Origin of the sequence: Polaromonas sp. LjRoot131 (assembly GCF_964252805.1) — a bacterium.
In the GTDB taxonomy this organism is placed as follows: Bacteria; Pseudomonadota; Gammaproteobacteria; order Burkholderiales; family Burkholderiaceae_C; genus Polaromonas.
The window spans coordinates 1-25881 of the sequence record NZ_CAXUPF020000005.1 but is presented as its reverse complement, the minus strand read 5'-3'; the positions used below and the strand labels follow the sequence as shown (position 1 = coordinate 25881).

At 65.4% G+C, this 25881-nt stretch carries 23 protein-coding genes; 14 read left to right on the top strand and 9 right to left on the bottom strand.

Annotation, left to right across the window (positions count from 1 at the left end; all coding sequences use genetic code 11):
- Positions 1–40: 40 nt before the first annotated feature.
- From ACSQ27_RS20240 to ACSQ27_RS20225, 4 genes are all read right to left on the bottom strand, one after another.
- Positions 41–901 (bottom strand): ABC transporter permease, encoded by an 861-nt coding sequence (locus ACSQ27_RS20240; RefSeq protein WP_436157289.1) that lies wholly within the window; start codon positions 899–901, stop codon positions 41–43.
- A gap of 10 nt (positions 902–911) precedes the next feature.
- Entirely contained in the window at positions 912–1814 is a 903-nt protein-coding gene (locus ACSQ27_RS20235; RefSeq protein ID WP_436157288.1) for an ABC transporter permease, read from the bottom strand.
- A 7-nt stretch (positions 1815–1821) separates the two neighbouring features.
- Positions 1822–2922 (bottom strand): ABC transporter ATP-binding protein, encoded by a 1101-nt coding sequence (locus tag ACSQ27_RS20230; RefSeq protein ID WP_436157287.1) that lies wholly within the window; start codon positions 2920–2922, stop codon positions 1822–1824.
- Positions 2923–3078: 156 nt separating this feature from the next.
- On the bottom strand, positions 3079–4155 hold the full coding sequence (locus tag ACSQ27_RS20225) for an extracellular solute-binding protein (RefSeq protein WP_436157286.1): 1077 nt from the start codon (positions 4153–4155) through the stop codon (positions 3079–3081).
- 231 nt (positions 4156–4386) lie between these two features.
- On the opposite strand from ACSQ27_RS20225, the gene ACSQ27_RS20220 reads away from it, so the two are divergent.
- From ACSQ27_RS20220 to ACSQ27_RS20180, 9 genes are all read left to right on the top strand, one after another.
- Positions 4387–5232, top strand: a complete 846-nt coding sequence (locus ACSQ27_RS20220) for a TatD family hydrolase (protein WP_436157285.1) — start codon at positions 4387–4389, stop codon at positions 5230–5232.
- Positions 5229–5738 carry a DNA-deoxyinosine glycosylase gene (locus ACSQ27_RS20215; protein WP_436157284.1) on the top strand — a complete coding sequence of 170 codons (510 nt, stop codon included), beginning with the start codon at positions 5229–5231 and terminating at the stop codon, positions 5736–5738. Before ACSQ27_RS20220 ends, ACSQ27_RS20215 begins: the two co-directional genes overlap by 4 nt.
- Positions 5738–6523, top strand: coding sequence for a spermidine synthase (locus ACSQ27_RS20210; protein WP_436157283.1), 786 nt, complete (start codon positions 5738–5740; stop codon positions 6521–6523). Before ACSQ27_RS20215 ends, ACSQ27_RS20210 begins: the two co-directional genes overlap by 1 nt.
- 267 nt (positions 6524–6790) lie before the next feature.
- Entirely contained in the window at positions 6791–8593 is a 1803-nt protein-coding gene (locus ACSQ27_RS20205) for a GspE/PulE family protein (protein ID WP_436157282.1), read from the top strand.
- 418 nt (positions 8594–9011) lie between these two features.
- Entirely contained in the window at positions 9012–9500 is a 489-nt protein-coding gene (locus ACSQ27_RS20200; protein ID WP_436157281.1) for a tripartite tricarboxylate transporter TctB family protein, read from the top strand.
- A gap of 10 nt (positions 9501–9510) precedes the next feature.
- On the top strand, positions 9511–11022 hold the full coding sequence (locus ACSQ27_RS20195; protein WP_436157280.1) for a tripartite tricarboxylate transporter permease: 1512 nt from the start codon (positions 9511–9513) through the stop codon (positions 11020–11022).
- Positions 11023–11132: 110 nt separating this feature from the next.
- A complete protein-coding gene (locus tag ACSQ27_RS20190; RefSeq protein ID WP_436157279.1) occupies positions 11133–12113 on the top strand; it encodes a Bug family tripartite tricarboxylate transporter substrate binding protein in 981 nt (326 codons plus the stop codon).
- A gap of 94 nt (positions 12114–12207) precedes the next feature.
- Positions 12208–13818: a gamma-glutamyltransferase family protein gene (locus tag ACSQ27_RS20185; protein ID WP_436157278.1), complete on the top strand. Its 1611-nt coding sequence runs from the start codon at positions 12208–12210 to the stop codon at positions 13816–13818.
- Positions 13784–14755, top strand: coding sequence for a DMT family transporter (locus tag ACSQ27_RS20180; RefSeq protein WP_436157277.1), 972 nt, complete (start codon positions 13784–13786; stop codon positions 14753–14755). The genes ACSQ27_RS20185 and ACSQ27_RS20180 overlap by 35 nt, the downstream gene beginning before the upstream one ends.
- A gap of 97 nt (positions 14756–14852) precedes the next feature.
- Here the strand turns inward: ACSQ27_RS20180 and ACSQ27_RS20175 are convergent, their stop codons facing one another.
- Positions 14853–15905: a M48 family metalloprotease gene (locus tag ACSQ27_RS20175; RefSeq protein WP_436157276.1), complete on the bottom strand. Its 1053-nt coding sequence runs from the start codon at positions 15903–15905 to the stop codon at positions 14853–14855.
- 31 nt (positions 15906–15936) lie between these two features.
- Positions 15937–16512 carry an SH3 domain-containing protein gene (locus ACSQ27_RS20170; protein ID WP_436157275.1) on the bottom strand — a complete coding sequence of 192 codons (576 nt, stop codon included), beginning with the start codon at positions 16510–16512 and terminating at the stop codon, positions 15937–15939.
- 70 nt (positions 16513–16582) lie between these two features.
- Between ACSQ27_RS20170 and ACSQ27_RS20165 the strand changes: the two genes are divergently transcribed.
- Both ACSQ27_RS20165 and ACSQ27_RS20160 read left to right on the top strand, forming a co-directional pair.
- The gene (locus tag ACSQ27_RS20165; RefSeq protein ID WP_436157274.1) at positions 16583–17377 is read left to right on the top strand and encodes an SDR family oxidoreductase; all 795 of its coding nucleotides are present in this window, start codon (positions 16583–16585) and stop codon (positions 17375–17377) included.
- Positions 17378–17394: 17 nt separating this feature from the next.
- Complete coding sequence (locus tag ACSQ27_RS20160) at positions 17395–17769, top strand: hypothetical protein (RefSeq protein ID WP_436157273.1); 375 nt, start codon at positions 17395–17397, stop codon at positions 17767–17769.
- Positions 17770–17892: 123 nt separating this feature from the next.
- Here the strand turns inward: ACSQ27_RS20160 and ACSQ27_RS20155 are convergent, their stop codons facing one another.
- From ACSQ27_RS20155 to ACSQ27_RS20145, 3 genes are all read right to left on the bottom strand, one after another.
- Entirely contained in the window at positions 17893–19893 is a 2001-nt protein-coding gene (locus tag ACSQ27_RS20155; protein ID WP_436157272.1) for an AAA family ATPase, read from the bottom strand.
- 1 nt (position 19894) lies between these two features.
- Positions 19895–20131, bottom strand: a complete 237-nt coding sequence (locus ACSQ27_RS20150; RefSeq protein WP_436157271.1) for a hypothetical protein — start codon at positions 20129–20131, stop codon at positions 19895–19897.
- A 340-nt stretch (positions 20132–20471) separates the two neighbouring features.
- The gene (locus ACSQ27_RS20145; protein WP_436157270.1) at positions 20472–21371 is read right to left on the bottom strand and encodes a DMT family transporter; all 900 of its coding nucleotides are present in this window, start codon (positions 21369–21371) and stop codon (positions 20472–20474) included.
- 137 nt (positions 21372–21508) lie between these two features.
- Between ACSQ27_RS20145 and ACSQ27_RS20140 the strand changes: the two genes are divergently transcribed.
- The 3 genes from ACSQ27_RS20140 (at position 21509) to ACSQ27_RS20130 (ending at position 25515) form a co-directional block, all read left to right on the top strand.
- On the top strand, positions 21509–22504 hold the full coding sequence (locus ACSQ27_RS20140; protein ID WP_436157269.1) for a quinone oxidoreductase family protein: 996 nt from the start codon (positions 21509–21511) through the stop codon (positions 22502–22504).
- An 84-nt stretch (positions 22505–22588) separates the two neighbouring features.
- Positions 22589–24031 carry a DUF1800 domain-containing protein gene (locus tag ACSQ27_RS20135; RefSeq protein WP_436157268.1) on the top strand — a complete coding sequence of 481 codons (1443 nt, stop codon included), beginning with the start codon at positions 22589–22591 and terminating at the stop codon, positions 24029–24031.
- 122 nt (positions 24032–24153) lie between these two features.
- Positions 24154–25515: a DUF1501 domain-containing protein gene (locus ACSQ27_RS20130; protein ID WP_436157267.1), complete on the top strand. Its 1362-nt coding sequence runs from the start codon at positions 24154–24156 to the stop codon at positions 25513–25515.
- The last annotated feature ends 366 nt before the right edge of the window (positions 25516–25881 follow it).

Genomic DNA, 25881 nt, shown 5'->3' with positions numbered 1-25881 from the left:
GAGGGAGAGGGGGCTAAAACCAGGGTTTTGTGAGAGGCTGTTAGCGTCCGGGAGTGTCAGGTGGGCTGCGCAGCAGGGTCAGCGCCAGCGCAGCCGAGGCCAGCATCAGGAACAGGCTCACCGCATTGAGCACCGGCGTCGCGCCTTCGCGCATGCGGCCGTACATCATGACGGTGAGCGGCGAGTCCGAGCCGACCAGCATCAGCGTGGTGTTGAAGTTCTCGAAGGACATCAAAAACGAGATGGCGGCGGCGCCGATCAGCGCGGGTTTCAGGTAGGGCAGGGTGATGGTGGTGAAGACCGCGGCGCGGGAGGCGCCCAGGTTGTAGGCGGCTTCTTCCAAAGTGATGTCGAAACGTTTCAGGCGCGCGGTGATGACCAGGGTGGCGATGGAGACGATGTAGGAGAACTGGCCTATCACCACCAGCGGCAGGCCGGGGCGCAAAAAGTCGAGTTCCAGGCCCCACCAGTCGTCGGCCAGCTGGGCCATCCGGCTGGCGAAGGCCAGGATGGAAATGCCCAGGATGACGCCGGGGATCACCAGCGGCGCCAGCATCAGGAAAGACAGGGCTTGCTTGCCGGGAAAGCGCGCGCGTTCGATCAAAAAGGCATTGGTGGTGCCGACCAGCACGGCCAGCACGGTGACCCAGGCGGCCACCACCACGCTGGTCCAGAGGCTGGCCAGCATGGGCCCATCGGCGAACAGGCCGGTGCGGCCGGACTTGCTGCCGAAAAACCAGTCGAGCGTGAAACCGCGCCAGGGCGGTGCCGGGTAGGGGGCGTCGTTGAAGGCGAACACCGCGACCACCACCAGCGGCAGGAACAAAAAGGCGAAAAACGCCAGGGCATAGGCCCAGGTGCCGGCGCGCAGCCAGGCGGGGCGGGGCAGGGAGGCGATCATGCTGTGTCCTTCATGAACGCCGCATCACTTCGCCGAACTTCTGGCCGGTTAACTTGAGTCCGAGCCAGACGATGGCCGTGGACAAACCCAGCAGCAAAAAGCCGAACGCAGCCCCCTGTTCCCAGTTAAAGCGCGTGATGAACTGGGTGTAGATCTGCTCGGTGAACCACAGCGAGTTCTTGCCGCCCAGCAGCGTGGGCGTGAGGTAGTTGCCCAGGGTCAGCATAAAGACCACGATGCAGCCGGCCAGGATGCCGGGCGCGGCGTGCGGGATGACGATCTGGCGCAGGATGGACGGGCCGTTGCCGCCCAGGTCGTAGGCGGCTTCAATCAGCGTGTCGTCCAGGCTTTCGAGCGCGCTGATCAGCGGCACCACCATAAAAAGCATGGAGGTGTAGACCAGGCCGACCAGGATGGTGGCGTCGCGGTAGAGCAGCTCCACCGGCGCGCCGGTGATGCCCAGCTGCACCAGCACGGCGGGCAGCACGCCGGATTCGCGCAGCAAAATCATCCAGCCCAGGGTGCGCACGGTTTCGCTGACCCAGAAGGGGATCAGGCACATCACCAGCAACAGCGACTTGGCGCGCCCGCGCACCAGCTTGGCAATCGTCCAGGCGATGGGGAAGGCCAGCAGCAGCGTGATGGCTGTGGCCAGGATGGACATCAGCGCCGTGCGCACAAAGGTGTGCCAGTACAGCGGCTCCTCGACAAAGGTGCGGTACTGCGCAAAGCTGGGCGCGTACTGGCGCGGCGCGATGCGCTCACGCAGCGACAGCACGGCCAGGTCTATGTGCGGCAGCACGATCAGGCCGATAAGCCAGACCAGGGCCGGCGCCAGCAGCAGCAACAGGATCAGCCGGGCCTGCGACTGCCCGGAACTACCAGTGGAGGGCAGGACGGCCGCGGCTTGCATGGCGGGCCTAGCTGTTGCCGAAGCAGACGGCCTGCTCGGGGTCGAAGCTGAAGGCGACCGTCTCGCCTATGCGCAGGTCGGCGAAGCGCCCGGTCTGCGGCAGGGCGATGCGGAATTCGGTGCGGCTGGCGGTCTCGCGCAGCAGCACGGCGGAGTTGGCGCCGTCGAACAGCAGGCTTTCGACCTGGCCGGCATAGACCGTGTGGTTGGCCGGCAACTCGGTCGCGTCGCGCGCCAGGTTGATGGCCTCGGGCCGCACAAAGGCCTGCACCGCCTGCTCGGGCTGCAGCCGGCCGGCCGCGCGGGCGCGCAGGGCCAGGCCTTCACTGGTGGTGAGCTTGACCACGCTGCCGGCCTCCGCGCCGGCGGCGCCGGTGCTGGCGGCCAGCTTGTTGTTGGCGCCCACAAAACCGGCGACAAACGGGGTTTGCGGCTGGTAATACAGCTGCTGCGGCGTGCCCACCTGCTCAAAGCTGCCGGCGTTCATCACGGCGACGTGGTCGGACAGCACCAGGGCTTCGGATTGGTCGTGCGTGATGTAGACAAAGGTGGTGCCGAAGGCGGCCTGCAGCTGCTTGAGTTCCACCTTCATGTGCTCGCGCAGCTTGAGGTCGAGCGCGCCCAGCGGCTCGTCGAGCAGCAGCAGCGTGGGCTCCAGCACCAGGCTGCGTGCGATGGCCACACGCTGGCGCTGCCCGCCGGAGAGCTGGTCAACGCGCTTGTCCTGCATACCGGGCAGGCTCACGCGCTCCAGCATGGCGCCGACCTTGGCCGCGATGTCGGTGCGCGACAGGCCGCGCCGCGCCAGGCCGTAGCCGACGTTCTCGCCGACCGACATCATGGGGAACAGCGCCAGGTGCTGGAACACCATGTTGACGGGCCGCTGGTTGGGCGGCACGCCGTTCATGGGCTTGCCGCCGATGTGGATCTGGCCCGCGTCGGGCGACAGAAAGCCGGCGATCATGCGCAGCAGCGTGGTTTTGCCGCAGCCCGAGGGGCCGAGGATGGAGAAGAAGCTGCCGCGCTCCACCGTGAAGGACAAATCCTTCACGGCGGGCTGGCCGGCGTAGGTTTTACCGACGTGCTCGGCTTGCAAATCCGCGTGCATGGGTGGGCGTGCCTGCTTTAGTTATCTACCGCGCGCGCCAGCGGACGGGTGCTTGCACACAAAGAGCGAAAGGCCAGTGAGAGCGCGGAACCGGCTTTGCCGGGCCGCAGCTTTCGTCCCCCTGGGGGGAAGGCGCGAAGCGACTCAGGGGGCTACTCAATTAGCTGCCTTGATGCGGTCGAGTACTCGGCCTTCGATGTCTTCGATGCCGGCGGGCACTGCGGGATACCACTTGACGTTCTTCAGCGCGGCTTCAGGGAAGCTGGCGGCGAACTGGGCCTTGAGCTTGGGGTCGGCCAGCTGGTCGGCACCCTTGGAGGCGGTGAAGTTGCCGGCCGTGCCCGCGACCTTGGCGGCGATTTCAGGGCGCATGTTGAAGTTGATCCAGGCGTAGGCGGCGGCATCGTTGCGGCCCTTGGCGGGGATGGCGAAGGTGTCTATCCAGCCGAGGGCGCCGGACTTGGGCGCGATGAACTGGATCTCGGGCTTCTCGGCGTTGAGTTTCCAGCCGCCGGTGTCCCACATCATGGCGCCCACGACTTCGCCGGCGCGCATGCCGTTGAGCAGCTGGTCCTTGTTGTCCCAGTAGAACTTGATGTTGCCCTTGCAGGCGATCATGGTCTTGCCGACTTCGTCCATCAGCGCGCCATAGGCTTTCGGGTCCTTGTACAGCGCGAAGGGGTCTTTGCCGGAGGCGAAGGCGAAGGCCAGCAGCGTGGGGCGCTTCAGGCGCACGGCGGTCTTGCCCTTGAACTCGGCCTTGCAGAGGTCGGGGTAGTCGGCCATCTTGGCCAGCTTGGTGTTAACGACCAGGCCGTCGGTGCCCCAGATGTGCGGCAGGCCGTAGACCTTGCCGTCCAGCGTGGTGTTCTTTTTGGTGGCCTCGAGCATGGAGGGGATGAAGAGATCGGACTTGATCTTGCTGAGGTCCATAGGCTTGTAGATGCCGAACTCCTGCTGCGGGCCGGTGATGCGGTCCTGCGAGGGCTGGGCCAGGTCGAAGCCGGCGCCGCCTGTGGCGCGCAGCTTGGAGATCATTTCTTCATTGTTCGAGAGCGTCAGCTCGACGTCGATGCCGGTTTCCTTCTTGAACTGCGCCACGACGTCGGCGGGGACGTAGTCGGCCCAGGTGATCAGCCGCAGCTTCTGGTCTTGCGCCCAGGCGGTGCCGGCGAGGCTGGAAGCAACAAGGCCGGCGCCGAGAATCTGGCTCATCAGGCGGGATAATTTCATTTGGCTTTCCTTTGTTATGTCGAGTTGGACGGGTTGACGTAGGGAGATCAGCTGAAAAGAAACCGGGGCGAAAACCGGAACCCGTGAAGGGGTGTTCCGCCTGAAAAAAGCATAGGGTGTCCCGATTTCATTTCTGTGTCAACATCTTTGGCGACTAGTCCTGCTCCGTTGTTTTTTCTTCCATCTTCCACTTATCTTCTACTTGCCTTCTCCTTATCTTCCTCTTACCGCATGACTTTCTGGATAGACACCCATTGCCACCTGGACGCCGGGGAGCTGGCCGCCGACGTCGCCGAGGTGCGTGCGCGGGCGGCCGCAAACGGCGTGGCGCATTGCGTGCTGCCGGCGGTGGGGGTCTTTAACTTCGAGGCGGTGCGCCTGTTGGCGCACCGGTTTTCGGACAGCTATGCCTTGGGCATACACCCGCTGTGCGTTCCGCAGGCGCGGGACGAGGACCTGCAGGCGCTGGACGCTGAACTCGCACTCAGGCGTGAGGACCCGCGGCTGGTGGCGGTCGGTGAGATCGGCCTGGACTACTTTGTGCCGGCGCTCATACAAAGCCCCCAGCGCGAGCGGCAGGAGCACTTCTACCGCGAGCAGCTCAAGCTGGCGCGCAAGCACGGCCTGCCGGTGATCCTGCATGTGCGGCGCTCGGCCGACAAGCTGCTCAAGCACCTGCGCGATCTGGCGCCCGAAGGCGGCTGGCACGGCATAGGCCATGCGTTCAACGGCAGCGCGCAGCAGGCGGAGGAATTCCTCAAGCTGGGTTTCAAGCTCGGTTTCGGCGGCGCCGTGACCTTCGAGCCGGCGCTGCAGCTCAGGCGCCTGGCAACCGAGCTGCCGCTGGAATCCCTCGTGATGGAAACCGATTCGCCCGACATCCCGCCGCACTGGATCTATACGACCGCGGCCGAGCGCGAGGCCGGCAAGCCGCAAGGCCGCAACGAGCCGGGCGAGCTGCCGCGCATCGCGCAGCAGGTGGCGGGGCTGCGGGGCATCAGCACGGACGCGCTGGCGGCGGCCACCACGGCGAATGCGCGGCACGCCCTGCCCAAACTTGGGGCGCTGCTCGCATGAAGGCGGTGCCTCTGGAAGGCCTGGCACCGCTGGTCTCCAGCACTACGCGGCTGCTGGTGCTGGGAAGCTTCCCGGGTGCGGCCTCGCTGGCGGCGCAGCAGTACTACGGCCACCCGCAAAACCATTTCTGGAAAATCCTCAAGGCACTCTGGCCTCCCGGTCCCGCCGACGCAGGACCCGACGGCTACCAGACGCGCAGCGAATGGCTGCTGTCCAAAGGCCTGGGCCTGTGGGACGTGTACGCGGCCTGCGAGCGCGAGGGCAGCCTGGACAGCGCTATCCGCAACGCCGAAGTGAACGACCTCGCGGGCCTGCGCCGGCTGTGCCCGGCGCTGGAAGCGATTGCCCACAACGGCGGTGAAAGCTTCAAGCATTCAAAGCACACACTGGCGCTGGGATTGCCGGTTTACAAGTTACCCTCGACCAGCCCGGCGAACGCCTCCTGGAGTTTTGAGCGCAAACTCGCGGCCTGGCGGGAAGTTTTTGAAAAACACGGACTGGTTTGATGCAGAAAAAAGAAACGGCCAAAGCGATGGCCAAAGAGAGCGCGGCAATAGAGTTGCCCGAGGTCAATTTTTCGGACTACGGCGACGTGCGTTTTCTGCACCTGGGCACCGAATGGGTGCAGGGCTCCATGCTGCGCGACGCGCCTTACGACATCGAACTCGAATATGTGCAGCGCATGATGGCGGGCCTGCTGTTCATGGACGCCGCGGCCATGCCGAAAAAACACGCCATGCAGCTGGGCCTGGGCTCGGCCGCGCTGACCAAGTTCTGCTACAAAAAGCTGCGCATGAAGGTGACGGCGATCGAGATCAACCCGCAGGTGGTCACGGCCTGCCGGGTCTGGTTCAAGCTGCCGCGCGACGACCTGCGGCTGCACGTCATCGAGGCCGATGCCGCCGCCGAGATCAAGAAGCCGGCCCACCACGGGACGGTGGACCTGCTGCATGTGGACCTCTACGACCACGAGGCGGCGGCGCCGGTGCTGGACAGCGCCGACTTCTACGCCGACTGCCGCGCGCTGCTGGCCGAGGACGGCGTGATGACGGTGAACCTCTTCGGCCGCGATTCCAGCTACCTGCAGTCGCTGACCAAGATCGCCGAAGCCTTCGGCCCCGAGGCGGTCTGGGCCTTCACGCCGACGCGCGAAGGCAACACCGTGGTGCTGGCGCAGCGAGAGCCCACGCGGCCCGAGCGCGCCGCGCTGCTGCTGCAGGCCGGCGTGATCGAGTCGCGCTGGGACCTGCCGGCCAAAAAGTGGCTGCGGCTGTTCAAGCCGGTGGCCTGAATCCGGATTTTTATCCGCAGATTACGCAGATTTGCGCAGATAAAGAAATCGTGATGTGAAGCTTTGTGTTCGGGGCATATAGACGTATAGGGATGGCGCTGAAAATCAAATTCAATCCTGAATACAAATGTCTCGTCTTCCATCTGCGTAAATCTGCGAAACCTGCGGATGAATCTTTTATCCACACAATGTCCCGTCTTCAATCTGTGTAAACCTGCGTCATCTGCGGATGACAGAATCCCCGGTGAATGGGGTACAGTGCCACCCATGAGCGCCGTGACCCACCCCAAGCCCCACCGTGATGCGCATGCCAAAAAAGTCCATGCCGGCCCCCTGGACTGGCGCATCCTGGTGGAGTGGCTCAGCGACGACGGCGTGATCAGCGCCACCGAAGCGCAGCGCACCATCGCGCGCTGCTCGCAGGTGCAGAGCGCGCAGCCGCCGCTGATGCGGCTGGCCAGTGTCGGCATGACGCGGCTGGCCGACGGCAAGCCGCTGGACATCGAGACCATGTCGCAGTGGCTGGCGGGCCGGGCGAACCTGGCCTACCTGCGCATAGACCCGCTCAAGGTGGACGTGGGCAAGGTGGCCGACACCATGTCGGCCATGTATGCCGAGCGCCACAAGGTGCTGCCGGTGCAGGTGACGCCCAGCGAGGTGGTGATCGCCACCTCCGAACCCTTCATCACCGACTGGGTGCAGGAAGTCGAGCGCCAGGCCAAGCGCAGCGTGCGCCTGGTGGTGGCCAGCCCGCAGGAGATCACCAAGTTCACGGCCGAATTTTTCGCGCTGGCCAAATCGGTCAAGGCCGCGGTCAAGTCGGGCAACGCATCGGGCTCGGCGAGTTTTGAGCAGCTGGTGGAGCTCAACAAGAGCAACAAGCAGCTGGACGCCAACGACCAGGGCGTGGTGCAGGTGGTGGACTGGCTCTGGCAGTACGCCTTCGACCAGCGCGCCAGCGACATCCACCTGGAGCCGCGCCGCGAGCAGGGCGTGATCCGTTTCCGCATCGACGGCGTGCTGCACCCGGTCTACCAGCTGCCGATGGGCGTGCACAACGCGATGACGGCGCGCATCAAGCTGCTGGGCCGCATGGACGTGGTGGAAAAACGCCGCCCGCAGGACGGCCGCATCAAGACGCGCAACCCGCGCGGCGACGAAATCGAAATGCGCCTGTCGACGCTGCCCACGGCCTTCGGCGAAAAAATGGTGATGCGGATTTTCGACCCGGACACCACGGTCAAGAACCTTGACGCGCTGGGCTTTTCACAGCACGACGCGGACCGCTGGGAAAGCCTGGTCAAGCGACCGCACGGCATCATCCTGGTCACCGGGCCGACCGGCTCGGGCAAGACCACCACGCTGTATTCGACGCTCAAGCGCCTGGCGACCGAAGAGGTCAACGTCAGCACCATCGAAGACCCGATCGAGATGATCGAGGCCTCCTTCAACCAGACACAGGTGCAGGCGCACCTGGACTTTGATTTCCCCGAAGGCCTGCGCGCGCTGATGCGGCAGGACCCGGACATCATCATGGTGGGCGAGATCCGCGACCTGCAGACCGCCGAGATGGCGGTGCAGGCGGCGCTCACCGGCCACCTGGTGTTCAGCACGCTGCACACCAACGACGCGCCGTCGGCGGTTTCGCGCATGATGGAGCTCGGCGTTCCTTCCTACCTGATCAACGCCACCATGCTGGGCGTGCTGGCCCAGCGGCTGGTGCGCACCCTGTGCCCCAGCTGCCGCGAGCCCGACGAGAGCGCCGCGCGCGAGACCCTGGCCGAACTGGTCAAGCCCTGGCAGATCAGCGGCGGCTACCGGCCCTACAAACCGGTGGGCTGCGTGGACTGCCGCATGACGGGGTTCCGGGGCCGCATGGGCCTGTATGAATTGCTGACCGTCACCGAGGGCTTCAAGGAAAAGGTTTCCAAGGAGCCGAACATTGACGCGCTGCGCCGCCAGGCGGTCAGCGAAGGCATGCGCCCGCTCCGGCTGGCGGGCGCGCTGAAAGTGGCCGAGGGGCTCACGACGATCGAAGAAATTCTGGCCTCCACCCCGCCTCTATCCTGAGCGCCGCTCAAAAAACCCTCTGGCGTTGTTGCGCAGGTCTTGCTCCCTCTCCCTTTGGGAGAGGGCGGGGGTGAGGGCTGCGGCCCGTGCACGAAAGGGGGGCGTATTGACCGCCGCTGGCCCTCACCCCAACCCTCTCCCAGAGGGAGAGGGGGTTAAAACCAGGGATCGCTGCGCTGGGTTTTGTGAACGGCTCTTGGAAATTGTTCAAGGCCTCAATACAGTGCCTGTTCTGGCCGTAAACAGGTGTGAGACTGCGGGTTTTCACGGATTTTCAGCACTCTTTCAGGGCACCCGGTTTTTATGTAAGTGAGGGGTAAGCGAAAGATTGATGAAAGGTAAGTGAAAGCCACATGTCGGTCCTGGGGGATTGAATGCACAATCCAGCGATTCTTTCTTTTATATTGAGGAGACAGCCGTGAATATTAAAAGTCAAAAGGACTTTTTCTGCGGCCTCATGTTCATGGGTGTCGGCACGGCATTCGCATGGGGTGCAACCACCTACAACGTCGGCGAGGGCGCCCGCATGGGTCCCGGTTATTTCCCGCTGATGCTGGGCATACTGCTGGCCGTGATCGGCATGGCGGTCACCTTCGTCTCCCTGGTGGTTGAAACCGCGGACGGCGCCAAGATCGGCAAGTGGGCCTGGAAGCCGCTGTTCTTCATCATCGCGGGCAATGTGGTCTTCGGCATCCTGCTCGCCGGCCTGCCCACCCTGGGCGTTCCCGCCATGGGCATGGTCCTGGCCATCTACGCCCTGACCTTCATCACCAGCATGGCCGAAGCCGGCTGGAAGTTCCGAACCACTTTTATTCTCGCAACCGTGCTCGCGGCCGGCAGCTATGCGGCCTTCGTGGTTGCGCTGAAGCTGCAGTTCCCCGTGTGGCCTGCGTTCATCACAGGCTAAGGAAGAAAAAATGGATCTCATTTCAAACTTGTCCCTGGGTTTCGGCGTCGCGTTCACGCCCATCAACCTGCTGTATGCCTTTATCGGTTGCGTGCTGGGCACGCTGATCGGCGTGCTGCCCGGCATCGGCCCGGTTGCCACCATCGCCATGCTGCTGCCGGCCACCTATGCCCTGCCGCCGGTGTCGGCGCTGATCATGCTGGCCGGTATCTACTACGGCGCCCAGTACGGCGGCTCCACCACCGCCATCCTGGTGAACCTGCCGGGAGAATCCTCTTCGGTGGTCACCTGTATCGACGGCTACCAGATGGCCAGAAAAGGGCGAGCGGGACCGGCCCTGGCCGCCGCCGGCCTGGGCTCGTTCTTCGCGGGCTGCGTCGGCACCCTGATCATCGCGGCCTTTGCGCCTCCTTTGACGGAACTCGCCTTCAAGTTCGGCCCGGCCGAATACTTCGCGCTGATGGTGCTGGGCCTGATCGGCGCCGTGGTGCTGGCTTCGGGCTCGCTGCTCAAGGCCATCGGCATGATCGTGCTGGGCCTGCTGCTGGGCCTTGTCGGCACCGACGTGAACTCGGGTGTCGCGCGCTTCAGCTTCGACGTTCCTGAATTGACCGACGGCATCGGCTTTACCGTGATCGCCATGGGCGTGTTCGGCTACGGCGAAATCATCAGCAACCTGGCACAGCCCGAGCATGAGCGCGAGGTGTTCACCGCCAAGGTTTCCGGCCTGTTCCCGACCAAGCAGGATTTCAAGGACATGGCTCCGGCCGTGCTGCGCGGCACCGCGCTGGGCTCCGCCCTGGGCATTCTGCCGGGCGGCGGCGCCTTGCTGTCGGCCTTCGCAGCCTACACGCTCGAGAAGAAGATGAAGGGCCGTCCCGGTGAAGTGCCGTTCGGCCAGGGCAACATCCGCGGTGTGGCCGCGCCCGAATCGGCCAACAACGCCGGCTCGCAGACTTCCTTCATCCCGCTGCTGACGCTGGGCATTCCGCCCAATGCCGTGATGGCCCTGATGGTGGGTGCCATGACGATCCACAACATCCAGCCCGGCCCGCAGGTCATGACCAGCAACCCCGAGCTGTTCTGGGGCCTGATCGCCTCGATGTGGATCGGCAACGCGATGCTGGTGATCCTGAACCTGCCGCTGATCGGCATCTGGATCAAGCTGCTGACGATTCCCTACCGCCTGCTGTTCCCGGCGATCGTGCTGTTCTGCGCCATCGGCGTGTACTCGACGAACAACAACACCTGGGACATCTGGATGGTGGCGATTTTCGGGTGCATCGGCTACCTGTTCATCAAGCTGGGCGCGGAACCCGCTCCCCTGCTGCTGGGCTTCATCCTGGGCCCCATGATGGAAGAAAACCTGCGCCGGGCCCTGCTGCTCTCGCGCGGCGACTGGAGCGTGTTCGTCACGCGTCCGCTGTCGGCCGGCCTGCTGGGCGCCGCCTTGCTGATGCTGATCATCGTGCTGCTGCCGTCCGTCAAGAACAAGCGCGAGGAAGCCTTCGTCGAAGACTGATCGCGAACCCCGGGCTTCGGCCCCGTTCCACGCAAAAGGCACCTTCGGGTGCCTTTTGTTTTGCCTGTTCGCCGCCTAATCAGGTTTCAAAACCGGTGCAAAATGACCAGATGAAACGTAAACATATCATTCAGCTGGCCGCCGCCTCCGCCGCGGTCTTTGCCTCAGCGTTCGCGGCGCCCGCCATGGCGCAGGCCTATCCCTCCAGGCCTATCCGCATGATCGTGCCCTTCCCGGCGGGCGGCGCGACCGACATCCTGGCGCGCGCGCTGTCGCAAAAACTGGGCGAAAAAATCGGCCAGCCGGTGGTCGTCGACAACCGCCCGGGCGCGGGCGGCACCATAGGCGCCGATGCGGCTTCCAAGTCGCCGGCCGACGGCTACACCTTGCTGCTGGCGACCTCGAGCACGCACAGCATAGGCCCGGCGATCAACCCGAAAATCCCCTACAACGCCGACACCGACTTCACGCCCATCGCCTATGTGGCGAGCTCGCCCAACGTGGTGCTGGTGCCCAATTCCTCGCCGTCCAGGACGATGAAGGAGTTCATAGACCACGCGCGCAAGAACCCGGGGCGCCTGAACTACGCCTCCAGCGGCAACGGCACCATCGTCCATCTGACGAGCGAATACTTCAAGGCGCAGTCGGGCACCTTCATCCTGCACATTCCCTACCGCGGCACGGCGCTGGCCATGCCGGACCTGATCAGCGGCAAGGTCGACGTGCTCTTCGATTCCTTTGTGACCGGCATGCCGCACGTGCGGGACGGCAAGCTGCGGGCCCTCGCGGTCACCACGCTCAAGCGCACCTCGCTGGCGCCCGACATGCCGACGGTATCGGAAACGCTGCCGGGCTTCGAGTCGGTCACCTGGTTCGGCGTGTACGGCCCCAAGGGCCTGCCGCAGGACCTGGCGGCCAAGGTCAACCAGGCCGTCAATGCCGCGCTGGCCGACGCCGACGTGAAGGACCGTTTTGCCCGGCTGGGCGCGGAGCCCACGGGCGGCAGCCCGGCGGCCTTCGCGGCCATGGTCAAGGCGGATACCGCCAAATGGAAAAAAATCATCGCCGAGCGGAAAATCACGGCTGATTGATGCCCTTGCGCGCGCCGGGCCGGCGCGCCTTCGCTTTTCAGGCCGGCGGCGTTCGGCCGCCTTTTTTGCCTTGCCCTCATCAGGTGATCCCATCATGAACTTCAACTACAGCAACCCCTACACCTCCACCCGCCTGCCGCTGTTCGCGCGCAATGTCGTCTCGACCTCGCACCCGCTGGGCGCGCAGGCCGGCCTGCGCATGCTGCTCAAGGGCGGCAACGCGGTGGACGCCGCGATCGCGGCCGCGGCCGCCATGACCATCGTCGAACCCGTGAGCAACGGCCTGGGCAGCGACGCCTTCTGCCTGCTGTGGGACGGCAAGGAACTGCACGGCCTCAATGCCTCGGGCCGTGCGCCGCAGAGCTGGACGCCGGACTACTTCAGCCGCAAGTACGGCGCGGATGCGGCCACGCCGCCCAAGCGCGGCATGGATTCGGTCACCGTGCCGGGCGCGGTCGGCAGCTGGATGGCGCTGAGCGAACGCTTCGGCAAGCTGCCCTTTGCCGACCTCATGGAGCCGGCCATCGAGATCGCTGAACGCGGCTACCTGCTGCCGACCGTGGTGCAGCAGAAGTGGGCGGCGGCCACGGCCGAACTGAAATCGCAGCCCGGTTTCGCGCAGTCCTTCCTGCCCTGGGGGCGCGCGCCGAACGTCGGCGAGCTGTTCCAGTTCAAGGCGGCGGCCAAGGCCTTGCGCGCCATCGCCGAGAGCAAGGGCGCCGCGTATTACGGCGGCGCGATTGCCCAGGCGATTGAAAAATTCTCCGCGCAGAACGGCGGCAGCATCACGGCGAAAGATTTTGAAAGCTACAAACCCGAATGGGTCAAGCCGATCGGCAAGGACTACCGCGGCTACACGCTGCACGAGATCCCACCCAACGGCCAGGGCATTGCCGCGCTGATCGCGCTGGGCATCCTGGACAAATTCGACGTGGCGGGTATGCCGGTGGACGGTGTGGATTCCCAGCATTTGCAGATCGAAGCCATGAAGCTGGCCTTTGCAGACACTTACAAGTATGTGGCCGAGCCTTCGTCAATGGCGGTGACGGCCGAGCAAATGCTCGATGACGCCTACCTCGCATCCCGTGCCAAACTCATCAACATGAAAAAGGCACAGGACTTTGGCGCGGGCAACCCCGTCAAGGGCGGCACGATTTACCTCACGGCGGCCGACGAGAACGGCATGATGGTGAGCTTCATCCAGAGCAACTACATGGGCTTCGGCTCGGGCTGCGTGGAGCCGGAGTTCGGCATCAGCCTGCAGAATCGCGGCCACGGCTTCAGCCTGCAGCCGGGCGCCAACCAGGTCGCGCCGGGCAAGCGGCCCTTCCACACCATCATCCCGGCCTTCCTGAGCAAGGACGGCCAGCCGGTGATGAGCTACGGCGTGATGGGCGCCAACATGCAGCCGCAGGGCCATATGCAGACGCTGGTGCGCATGCTGGACTACGGCCAGAACCCGCAAGCCGCCTGCGACGCCCCGCGCTGGCGCTACAACGCCGGCATGGAGATCAACGTCGAAGCCGCGATGGACGCGCGCACCGTGCAGGGCCTGACGGAACGCGGCCACCGTGTGGAAGTCATCAACGATTCCTACCAGGATTTCGGCGCGGGCCAGTTCATCTGGCGCGCCGGCAACCCCCAGACCGAAGGCTATGTGGCGGCCAGCGATGCGCGGCGCGACGGCCAGGCCGTGGGTTTTTAAGCGGGCGATTTTGAGTTCTTCCCCCGACGCTCCCTCTGCCCAGGCACCCCCGGCCGTCCCCAAAAGCCTCGCGCCCGGCCTGCTGCTGGCGACCTTCGGCGCCATCGCCTTCAGCGGCAAGGCCATCATCGTCAAGCTGGCCTACCGCTACGGCGTGGACGCGGTCACACTGATCATGTACCGCATGCTGTTCGCGCTGCCGATCTTCGCGGTGATGGCCTGGTGGGCCAGCCGCGGCAAGGCGCCGCTCACGCGCAAGGACTGGCTGGGCGTGCTGTGGCTGGGCTTCACCGGCTACTACCTCGCCAGCTTCCTGGACTTCGCGGGGCTGGCCTTCATCAGCGCCTCGCTGGAACGCCTGATCCTGTACCTGAACCCGACGCTGGTGCTGCTGCTGGGCCTGGTGATGTACAAGCGCCGCGTCAGCCCGCCGCAGATCATCGGCATGGCCATCAGCTACTGCGGCGTGGTGCTGGTGTTCGGCCACGAGATCACGCTGCAGGGCGCGGACGCGGCCTGGGGCGCGCTGCTGGTGTTCCTGAGCGCGGTCAGCTATGCGCTCTACCTGGTCTACAGCGGCGAGATGGTCAGGCGCCTGGGCGCGCTGCGCCTGGTGGGGCTGGCGACGACGGTGGCCTGCCTGTGCTGCCTGCTGCAGTTCGTGCTGCTGCGGCCGCTGAGCGCGGCCGCCGTCGCGCCCGAGGTGATCTGGTTGTCCCTGCTTAATGCCACCTTGTGCACCGCCGTGCCGGTGCTCATGGTGATGATGGCCATCGAACGCATAGGCGCCAGCATGGCCGCGCAGACCGGCATGGTGGGGCCGATGTCCACCATCCTGATGGGCGTGCTGATCCTGGGTGAGCCGTTCACGGCCTGGGTGGCGGCGGGGACCGTTTTAGTGATCGCCGGGATCTTCGTTTTTACCCGAACTAGATAGGAACTCCCTCCCCCACTGGGGGAGGGCAGGGGTGGGGGCCAGCTGCGCGCGCTGCGGCCCCCATCCCAGCCTTCCCCCAGCGGGGGAAGGAGCAATATCAGTTGGTTTTCTTGGCGGGCGGGCGCGTTGGCGCAGGCGCTTGCGCCGTAGGACGGCGATTGGCGTTGCTCAAGCGCTGCGCCACCGTGACGGCAGGCTGCCCCGCATAAGCATCCAGCCGAGTGCCCATGGCCTGCTCGAGCTGGTTCAAGCGCGTTTGTGCGGGCGGGTGCGTGCTCAGCGACAGGGCGAACAGCGCGTCGTCGGGCGCGGCGGTGCGCAGCTGCTGCAGCACGCCCACCAGGCCGTAGGGGTCGAAGCCGGCGCGCGTGGCCAGGGCCACGCCGGTGCGGTCGGCGTCGAATTCATCCTGCTGGTCCAGGCCCTTGGTGTACATATTGCGGCCCAGCGCCAGCAGCTGCGAGGACACCATGCCGCCCAGGTCGTTCTTGAGCTGCGAGCTGATCACCTGCGTCAGCAGGCCGGCGCGCGCGGTCTTGTTCATCGCGATCAGGTGGTGTTTGGCCGTGACGTGGGTGATCTCATGGGCCAGGATGCCGGCCAGCTCGCCTTCGTCGGCCACGCGGTCCATCAGGCCTTTGGTGACGAAGACATAACCGCCCGGCGTGGCGAAGGCATTGAAGCCGGGGTCGTCGAGGATGGCGAAGGTCCAGGGCAGGTCGGGGCGCGTGGACTGCAGGCTGATCCAGCGGCCCAGCTGGTTGAGGTAGCGCTGCATGGCCACGTCGGGATACAGCGGCTTGCTGCCCAGCAGCACGGCGGCCAGCTGCTGGCCGATCTGGATTTCACGCGGTTCGTCGATCTGGTCCAGCGACTGCGACAGCAGCTTGAACAGGTCGCCGCCCTGGGCCGCCTGCTGCCCGCCCGGCGAGAGGCTGGCACCCAGCAGTGCGCCGGCCAGGCCGGCCGCCGAGTTGGGCTGTGCCTGGGCCGGCTGCGCGGGCTGGTTGGGGCGTGTCAGCGACTGGAACAGGCTGCCCAGCGCCTTGCCCGCATCCTGGGCGTGGGCGCCCAGGGGGAGCAGGCCGGCCAGCAGGGCCAGGGTACAGGCCGCGTGGCGTGCGGGTTTGGGGATGTGGTGAAGATTCATGGCGTGGCCTCTTGTTGTCTCTTGTGGCGGCTCAGCGGCCGTACTGCTCGGCCGGGGCGCCGCTGGGCGCCGCGGCCGGCGGGGCGGGCGTGGGCAGGGGCTCGACCTGCCGGCTGTTCAGCGAGGCGCCGCCGGCGAACTGCCGGGCCTGCGCGGCGTTCGCGCGGTTGGCGTCGGCCTGCGCCACGGCCGCCATATTCGGCTGCGCATTGGCCAGGTCTTCGGCGCCCAGGCCGCGTATGCCGACGGTGGAGGTGGAGACCGTGCTGGAAGGCGACTGCGCGCTGCCCTTGTTGAAAAAGCTCGAGAGGCTGCGCAGCGCGCCGCCGGCGGCGCCGCCGGAAGGCGCGCTGGCCGAGGTGATGTCGAACATGTGGACCCAGCCGCTGGTGCCGTCGGCCATGCGCACCTTGATCCAGGCGCCCTGGCGTTCGGCCAGGCGCGTCACGGAGGTCTGCACGGGAAGCGGCGCGAGGCTGCGGGCCGAGTCGCCGGGCGCGTCGCGCAGTTGCGCTTCGCGCTTGATCAGCACCGCTTCGCCTTGCGCTTGGGCCTGAGCCGGGGCGCTGAAAACCAGCAGTGATGTGAGCAGGGGCGCGATAACCATCCCCGCCTGTGTTTTGTATTTACTCAGTATCATGAGCCGCTCTCCCCCGTGGTTGTAATGAGGAATTATTATGGATTTGGGTATTGCAGGCAAATGGGCGCTGGTCTGCGGCGCCAGCAAAGGTTTGGGCCTGGGTTGCGCCGAGGCGCTGGTGCGCGAAGGCGTCAATGTGCTGATCGTGGCGCGCGGCGAGGAAACGCTGAAGGCCGCGGCTGAAAAACTGAAGGCGGACAAGGGCAAACCCGCAGGCGCAAGCGTCCAGTACGTCGCCGCCGACATCACCACCCCCGAAGGCCGCGCCGCGGTGTTCGCGCTGCGCAAGGACTTCGACATCGTGGTGACCAATGCCGGCGGCCCGCCGCCCGGCGACTTCCGCGACTGGGACCGCGACGCCTGGCTCAAGGCGGTGGACGCCAACATGCTGACCCCGATCGAGCTGATCAAGGCCACGGTAGACGGCATGGCGGCACGCGGCTTCGGACGCATCGTCAACATCACCTCCAGCTCGGTCAAGTCGCCCATCGACATCCTGGGCCTGTCCAATGGCGCGCGCAGCGGCCTGACCGGCTTCGTGGCCGGCGTGGCACGCACCAAGCTCGCGGCGCAGGGCGTGACCATCAACAATCTGCTGCCGGGCGCTTTCGACACCGACCGCCTGCGCGGCACCATGAGCGGCGCGGCGCAAAAAACCGGGCAACCGCTCGAGGCCATCATGGATGCGCGCCGCAAGAACATCCCGGCCCAGCGCTTCGGCACGCCCGAGGAGTTCGGCGCTATCTGCGCCTTCCTGTGCAGCACGCACGCCGCCTACATGACGGGACAGAACGTGCTGGCCGACGGCGGGGCCTATCCGGGCACCTACTGAGCATTGAGCACGCGCCCTTGAGCCTGGACTACCTCCACTTCGACTACGCGGAAGGCAGCGACGGCACGGGTACGCTGGAAGCGGTGGCCTCCACTTGGCCGGAACTCGTGCCGGCCGTCCATGCGGAGGTCGTGCGGGTGCTGGATTGGGCCCACGCGGAATTCGCCGGGCGGCGCGGCCCGCTTGAAGAAGGCTTTGACTGGGACTACGACCTGCACGGCATGCAGGAACTGACGGCACCCGAGGCCTTGCTTTATGACGAGGCAGCGCATCGCCTCAAGGTGGAAGCCGGCCCGCCCGGCAAGCCGCGGCACACGCTCACCCTGTCCTTCAGCGGCACCGCGGAGTTTTGCGAGGCCTTCAGGCGGCACTTCGGCCTGGACCTGGATTGAGAGTAAGAGTAGACCAGGAGGGTTTTTGAGTGCGTCCAGCCTCTAAAGATTTCCGTTGGTGGAAATTGGGCACGGAAACAGCATGGGCTGTCTCCGTGCTTTTTTTACCCGAGTCCAGGTGGATCATTCCAGCGCTGGCTCCAGCGATGGCGCCGTAGCGCTGACCCGCTGCATCAGCCCATGCTGCAGGCTGAAGACCTGGAGCTGCTCGGCATAAGGCATGAGCATCTTCTCCTCCGTCGCAATGCCCACGCCCAGCAGGCCGGCCATTTTTTCCTTGCTCACCTGGCCGTGCGCCAGCAGCTCATCCACGATGCGCAGCAGCAGGGCGGAATCGGCCTTGAGCAGCGCCTGGGCGCGTGCATAGGCCTGTGCGAGCAGGGCCTCGATTTCGGCATTGGTCGGCTCAACATCCGTGTTGAGGTTTTCGTCCGTGCTGTCGGTCACGTCGGTGCGGCTCAGCCGGTTGCCGAAGCCGAAGTGGCGTACAAAGCGGGCGGCCAGCGCGGTGGCGTTCTTGAAGTCGCTTTCGCTGCCGGTGGTGCTGGCGTCTTCACCGAACACCAGGGCCTCGGCGGCGCGGCCCGCCAGGCCCACGCAGAGGCGGTCCAGGCAGCTTTGGCGCGACTCGGCTTTCAGGCGCACATAGCTGTTGTAGCCGCCCTCGAAGGAGGCCACGTTGATCTTCACCTCCTGCGGCGCGTGGCCGAACAGGCGGCCGTAGGCCAGCCCGTGGCCGGCCTCGTGCACGGCCAGCAGGGCACGGAAGTCCGGGCTGGCGCGCTGCTTGAGCTGGTTCAGGTCCAGCGGCACCGGGTAGGCGATGCCGGGACCGCTGGCCTCGCCAAGGTCGATGCGCAGCGATTGTGTCGCGGTGTCCAGGCTGACGTGCAGCGTGGCGCTATCGGGCACGCCGTGCTCGAAAGCCCACAGCACGGCATTGACCAGCGGCGCGCTCAGGATGGCGTGGATGGACGAGAACAGCGGGCGCGTGCCCTGGGCCGGAAAAACCGCGTTGGCATAAATGCCCTGGTACACCGACTCGTGCAGCTCAAACGACAGCCCCGAGCTGGCCTGCATTTCGCCGGCATAACGCGCGCAGGTGCTGCGGATCAGCCGCTCGTAGGTGGCCTGGCTCAGCGAAGGGTAGATCACATGGTTGTTGCCAAGCCGCGCGATCTGCTCGGGCTTGAAGCGCTCTCCCAGTGCCTTCTTGACGTCGATCACCGACAGCTTTTTCGTCAGCTCGTGGAAGATGTCGGCGTCGGTGTCGCAGTCCTCCACGCGGCTGGCCGTGCCTTCATACATTTCGTCGAGGTTGCCCGAGACGATGATGAGCAGGCGGCTGTAGTCCGTCTCCCAGGAATCGGTTGAGGCCTTGAACGCCAGCATGCGCTCCTGCAGCTGCTGCGGCGTCCAGGTCATCACCTCCTGCAGCGGTTCCTTGAGCTTCAGGCTTTGCCGGAATTCCTGCGCCTGGTAGGGCGAGAGGGCGAACTTCAGTTTTTTGGGGACGGTGCCGTCCGCGGCGGGCTTGGCCTCCACCTTCTCCTCGCGTTCATGGTCGTACAGCGAAAAAGCCAGCGACGATTCGAGCTCCTGCAGGAAAGACAGCGAGGGCGGCAGGCGCCCGTCGGACAGCAGCTGCCACACGTCCTGGTAGCGTTTGACGGCGGCGTCCTTGCCTTTCTCGTCGACGGTGCGAAAGCGCTGGAACTCGTCGAGCACCAGCATGCCGGGCTCGCTTTCGGCGATGCCCGATTCGGCCAGCATGGCGCTGAGGGAATCGGCGCTGCGCCAGCTGGTGCCGTGGCTGAAGCCGTCCATCTGCACTTCGACGAAGCGGTCGTAAAAGCCCAGCTTTTGCGCCAGGCGGCGCGTGAGCTGGGTCTTGCCGGTGCCTGTCAGGCCCCAGAGGCAGACGATCACCGGGCGGCGAATGATGTGCGGCAGCACATACCAGGCGCGTACCGACTCGATCACCCGGTCGATGATGTCGTCGATGCCGAACAGTTCGGTCTTCAGTTCGGCGGCGACCAGCGCCAGGTGGGCGCTGCGCTCGCGCATGAGTTCGGGCGGCACGCGGGCTGCGGCCGCCGTGTTCGTGATGAGGTCGTTCTTCATGTCAGTCAGTCAAATTTTTGAGGGCTTTTTGCAAAGCCACGGTTTCAGCCCGGCGATGGGCGCCGGTGCTGCGAATATGTTTTCCCGCGCCGGACGTGATGGCACGCTGGGCGAGGGCCCGCACCACGGGGTTGCGCGGGGCGGGCAGTTGCAATGTCAAGGCAAGCGGCTGCTTCATGCGCCGCAAATGCTTGACCTTGCCGTCGGCAAAGTCACGGGAAAAAGTTTTGGCACTCATGTGCGCGCTCCAGAAAGCAAAAAACCCCGGCGAAAAAATCAGCCTGGGGTTCGCGGAGCGCGCTTCACACGTGAAGGCACGGCACCGACTGCCCGCAGGGCTGGGTATGGTGGGCACCACATCCAGCCGGGGGCAGTGGAGGGTGCGTCAGGTGTGAGTGAACAAGGTCATGGTGTTTAAGGGCTTCAAGGTTTTTACCGCGCAAGGTTATTCGTTACGCGGCGGCTCAAAGCAAGGAACGGATTCTGAAGAGGCCGCGCGGGCTTGGCAAGTTTTATGCGATGGTTTTTTGCAATGTGTTGTGAAAATCAAACCACTGCCGCGGCGCTCGCCGTTCACTTCAGCGCCGGGACGACACCACAATCCCGCCCACGATCAGCACAAAGGCCAGCGCGTGGTACAGGTGCGGCAGCTCGCCGAGGAAGGCCGCCGAGAGCAGCGCGGCGAACAGCGGCGTGAGGTTGGAAAAGAAGCCGGCGATGGCCGGCCCGACGCGCTGCACGCCCATGCCCCAGCAGCGATAGGCGATCACCGCGGGCCCGATGGCCACGTATACCAGGGCCGCGGCCAGCGGCCAGCCCCATTGGATGTGCGCGTCCGTCACGGCCCATTCGCCGGCTGCGAATGCCCCCGACCAGGCCAGGCCGAAGACGATTTGCGCCAGCAGGAAAGCCGCCCAGTCCCGGCGGATTTCCGCAGGCTCTTTCGGCTGCGACAGCAGCCAGCTGTAAAACGCCCAGGCCAGCGTGGCCAGCAGCACATAGAGGTCGCCGGGCACCAGCTGCACCTGCATCAGGAGCTCCCACCGGCCGCGCGAGAGCACCACCAGCACGCCGGCAATCGACAGCACGGCACCGGCGACCTGGCGCCGCGACACGGCCTGGCCGAAGCACAGCGCACCGACCACCAGCATCCAGATCGGCACGCTGGAAGCCACCAGTGTGACGTTGAGCGGGGTCGAGGTTTTGAGCGCCAGGTATTGCAGCGCGTTGTAGCAGCCTACGCCCAGCAGGCCCAGCACCGCGAAGCGCTTCCAGTGGGGCCACAGGCTGCTGTCGGGTTTAAGCAGGCGCCAGGCCAGCGGCAGGAGGATCACAAAGGCCAGGGCCCAGCGCAGGAAATTGAGCGTCATGGGCGGCACCAGGCCGGTGACCAGCCGGCCGACCACGGCATTGCCGGCCCAGAGCATGGGGGGAATCACCAGCAGCGAGGCGGTGGCGGGCGTCAGGCGTTGCGTCATGCGGTCGACTTTACCAAGCGCCACCTTTTGCCGCGTACGGGCCGGCCTTAGTCCCTGCGGCTTCTTTGGATTCATGGCACCATGGCGGCCACGCTTTTTGCTTTTGTTTTATCTCCCCTCTGCAAGGAACTTCCCCCATGGCCTCCTATCCCTCCAAAGCCGTACGCATCAACCAGCACGGCGGCCCCGAAGAACTCACGCTGGTGGACGTGACGGTGGGCGAGCCCGGCCCGGGCGAAATACGCATACGCCACAAGGCCGTGGGCCTGAACTACATCGACGTCTACCAGCGCAGCGGCGTCTATCCTTTTGCCATGCCGCTGCAACTTGGCATGGAGGCCTCGGGTGTCGTCGAGGCCGTGGGCGAAGGTGTCACCCACCTCAAGGCCGGCGACCGCGCGGCTTACGCCAGCCAGCCGCCCGGCAGCTATTGCGAGCTGCGCGTGATGCCCGCCAAATGCGTGTGCAAGCTGCCCGATGCGATTTCCTTCGAGACCGGCGCGGCCATGATGCTCAAGGGCCTGACCACGCAGTACCTGCTGCGCCGCACGCAGCCGCAGGGCGGCCTGCAGGCCGGCGACCACGTGCTGTTCCATGCGGCGGCGGGCGGTGTGGGCCTGATCGCCTGCCAGTGGGCCAGGGCCATGGGCCTGCAGCTGATAGGCACGGCCGGCTCCGACGAAAAATGCGCGCTGGCCCTGTCGCAGGGCGCGGCCTTCGCCATCAACTATGCCAAGGAAGACTTCGTGGCCCGCGTCAAGGAGATCACCGGCGGCAAGGGCGTGAAGGTGGTGTACGACTCGGTCGGCAAGGACACCTTCCTCAAGTCGCTGGACTGCCTGCGCCCCTTCGGCCTGCTGGCCAACTTCGGCAATGCCTCGGGCAAGACGCCGCCGCTGGACATAGGCCTGCTGGCCGCCAAGGGATCGCTGTATGTGTCCAGGCCCACGCTGTTCACCCACATCGCGACCCGCGAGACCACGCAGGAAATGGCCGACGAACTCTTCGCCATGGTCAGCAGCGGCAAGGTCCAGATCCCGATCGACCAGCGTTTTGCCCTGGCAGACGTGGCCGAAGCGCACCGCGCGCTGGAAGCCCGCAAGACCACGGGCTGCACCATCCTGACGCTGTAAGCCGTAAAAAACCTGTGTAAAGCCAAGGGCCGCGTTCAACGCAAGCCACGGTGCATGCGTTACAAAGGGCTGCAGGAGAACACCATGCCCATAGCGAAACCCCTGGCCGGCCTGATCGCGGCCTTGCTGGCTGGCCTGGCCGGTCCCGCGGCGCAGGCCGAAGGACAGGACTATGCCCCACCTTCGACGGCCAGGCTTGCCGACACCTGGCGCGCCGCCTCGCGCCTGGGCTATGCGCCCACGCCGGATTCCGCGCAGGCCGCCGCGGCCTCGCCCCGCGCCTGGGCGCTTCGGCAACTGGATGCGGCCTATGCCGCGAGCAAACGCCCGCCAACGCTTCCCGCCGAACTCGCCGGCATCAACGCACCGCTGGGCGACGTCGCGCGCAGCTTCCGGGCTGAGCAAGAGGCGCGCAGGATGATGCGCGAAAAAGCCGCCAAGCCCGGCGCAGCTGCCGCGATGGGTGCGGGTGATGAAAGATTCAGCCGCGAGATGGCCCAGGATGCCGCCGCCTGGCGCCTGATGTCCTGCAGCGACCCTTCACTCGAAAACCCGCTGCTCGCGCGCATGACCGAGTTCTGGTTCAACCACCTCAACGTGTTTGTCGGCAAGGGCCCGGTGCGCCCCTTTGTCGGCCATTACGAGATCAACGCGATACGCGCCAATGCCCTGGGCCGCTTTGAAGACCTGCTGCTGGCCAGCGCCAAACACCCGGCCATGCTGTTCTACCTGGACCAGGCGCAGAGCAACAGCCGCGGCCTCAACGAAAACTATGCGCGCGAACTGATGGAGCTGCACACCCTGGGCGTGAACAGCGGCTACACGCAAAAAGACGTGCGTGAGTTGGCGCGCATCCTGACCGGCTGGACGGTCAACCTCAAGGACGGCGAGGGCTTCCGTTTTGCCGAGCGCCTGCACGACAAGGAAGGCAAGGTCCTGCTGGGCCGCACCTTCGGCAATGAGAGTGTGGCCGAGGGCGAAGAGGCCATACGCTACCTGGCACGCCGGCCCGAGACCGCGCGGCGCGTTTCCACGCGGCTGGCCAGCTTTTTTGTGGCCGACAAACCCCCGGCCGCGCTGGTCGACAAACTGGCCGCCATTTTCACGGACACCCAGGGCGACATCCGCCTGGTGATGCGCGCGCTGATCGAGTCGCCGGAGTTCTGGGCCAAAGGCAACCAGCTGTTCAAGACTCCGCTGGACTTCGCCTGCTCGGCGCTCACCGCGGCCGGCGGCGTGAAGGAGCGCCGTGACGTCGTGCAGACCCTGGGCTTTCTCGCGCAGGCCGGCCAGCCCATGCACGGCTGGCAAACGCCCGACGGCTACAAGACGGACGCGAACACCTGGCTTGCACCCGAAGCGCTGACGCGGCGCGCCGACTACGCCATGGGCCTGGGCCAGCGCATGGCCGAGCCGGCATACCTCAATGCATTTTTCAGCGTCGCGACGCGCGAACGCATCGCGCAGGAGCCTGCTCAGATGCGCACGGGCCTGATGCTAGCGAGTCCTGATTTCATGCGTAAATAATTCCATGTCCAAATCAAACGTGCACTTTGTCGGCCCGCCTTGCCGTGCTGTAGCACTGTCTGCGGCGGGCCTTCGCGTTCACGCTTGATTTGGAAATGGAATATGCCGTAACGAGGATTTCTATGAATTTCACTTCTTCTTTACCGCTGGATATGTTGCAGCGCCGCCGGCTGCTCGGTATGGGTGCCTTGTCCGCACTGTCTCTGGCCGCGCCCGGCGTGTGGGCGCAAGCCGTGCCCGGTAGCCTGAACAACGGGCGCCTCATCGTCGTCTTTCTGCGCGGCGCTTATGACGGCCTCTCGGCCTTTGTGCCTTATGCCGACAAGGACTACTACGCCCTGCGTCCCAATATCGCGATTGCGGCGCCCGACGGCACGGTGCAGACCGCCATCAAGCTTGACAAAACTTTTGCCCTGCATCCCGCACTGGCCCCGCTGCTGCCGCTGTGGCAACAAGGCGTGCTGGGCTTTGTGCCCGCGGCCGGCCTGCCCGCACCGAACCGTTCGCACTTTGACGCGCAGTACCAGATGGAAATCGCGCAAGGCGGCAAGACCAGCGGCGCACCCGGCTGGCTCAACACCACGGCGGGTGTTGAAAAAACCGCCGCACCGGGTGCGGTGGCGCTGGGTGTGGGAGAGGCCAATCCCGCCATCCTGGCCGGTCAGGCGGCCGCTGTCAGGCTGATCCCGCGCGGCCAGTCGGCCGAACGCACCGGCGTGCTGGCCAACGACAAGACCCGGCAGGCGCTGATGGATTTGTACGCCGGCGACGACAAGCTCAGCGAGGCCTTCCGCCAGGGCGCGGGCAGCCGCATGCAGAGCGCGCAGGAGCTCACCGAGCAAAGAAGCGCCAGGGTCGAAAAGATGGCGCAGGACGCCAAACGCATGGCCGACAGAAACCTGGACCGCGACGGCACGCCCGCCAACCTGCAGGCCCTCAATGCCCAGATGCTCGCAGCCAGCAACGGCGCAGCCGACCCGGTGGGCCTGCAGCTGGACGCGCAGCATCTGGGCACCTTGATGCGCAACGACCGCAAACTGCGCCTCGGTTTTTTATCAGCCGGCGGCTGGGACACCCACGCCAACCAGGGCGCGGCCACCGGCCAGCTGGCCAACAACTTAGGCAACCTGGCCCGCGGCATCGCGCAGCTGCGGCAGGATTTTTCCGAACCCGGCGACGTGGTCGTGGTGATGAGCGAGTTCGGCCGCACCAGTGGGGAGAACGGTACGCGTGGTACCGACCACGGGTTTGGGAATGCGATGTGGCTGATGGGGAATCGGGTGGCTGGTGGGCGGTGGCATGGGGTGTGGACGGGTCTCGGCCAACTTAACGAAGGCCGCGACCTTCCTGCTCACCATGACTATCGGGCTGTGTTGGCCCAGGTCCTTCGAGGGACCTTTGCGTTTGGGGATTCGCAGATGGGGGATGTGTTGCCTGGTGCGAAATGGGATAAGCGGTTGGATGGATTATTTAGTAAGGCTTGATGGGGATTGGGATGAGTGCTCTTCGCTGAGGGCGGTTGGCCGGGGGTTGCCCGGCAGCAACTCACTTTTCTTTTGCTTCGCCAAAAGAAAAGTAAGCAAAGAAAAGGCGACCCGCAGTCTGGGTCCCTACGCTTCGCTACGGGCAACCTGCGGTGCTCGACTACGGCGGGGTCTCGCTAAACTCGCTACGCTGCGCTTCGCTCAAACAACGCGATCCCTGATCCGCCTACGTCTGCGCTCCTCGGCCCAGCCAGGACGGGGCAATCGGGATCGGGGACAAAAGACAAAGCAAACCAAATACAACAAGGACTCGCCACGGCGAGTCCTTGTTTCTTCAGGTATTCGGTATTTGGATTTGGTATTCAC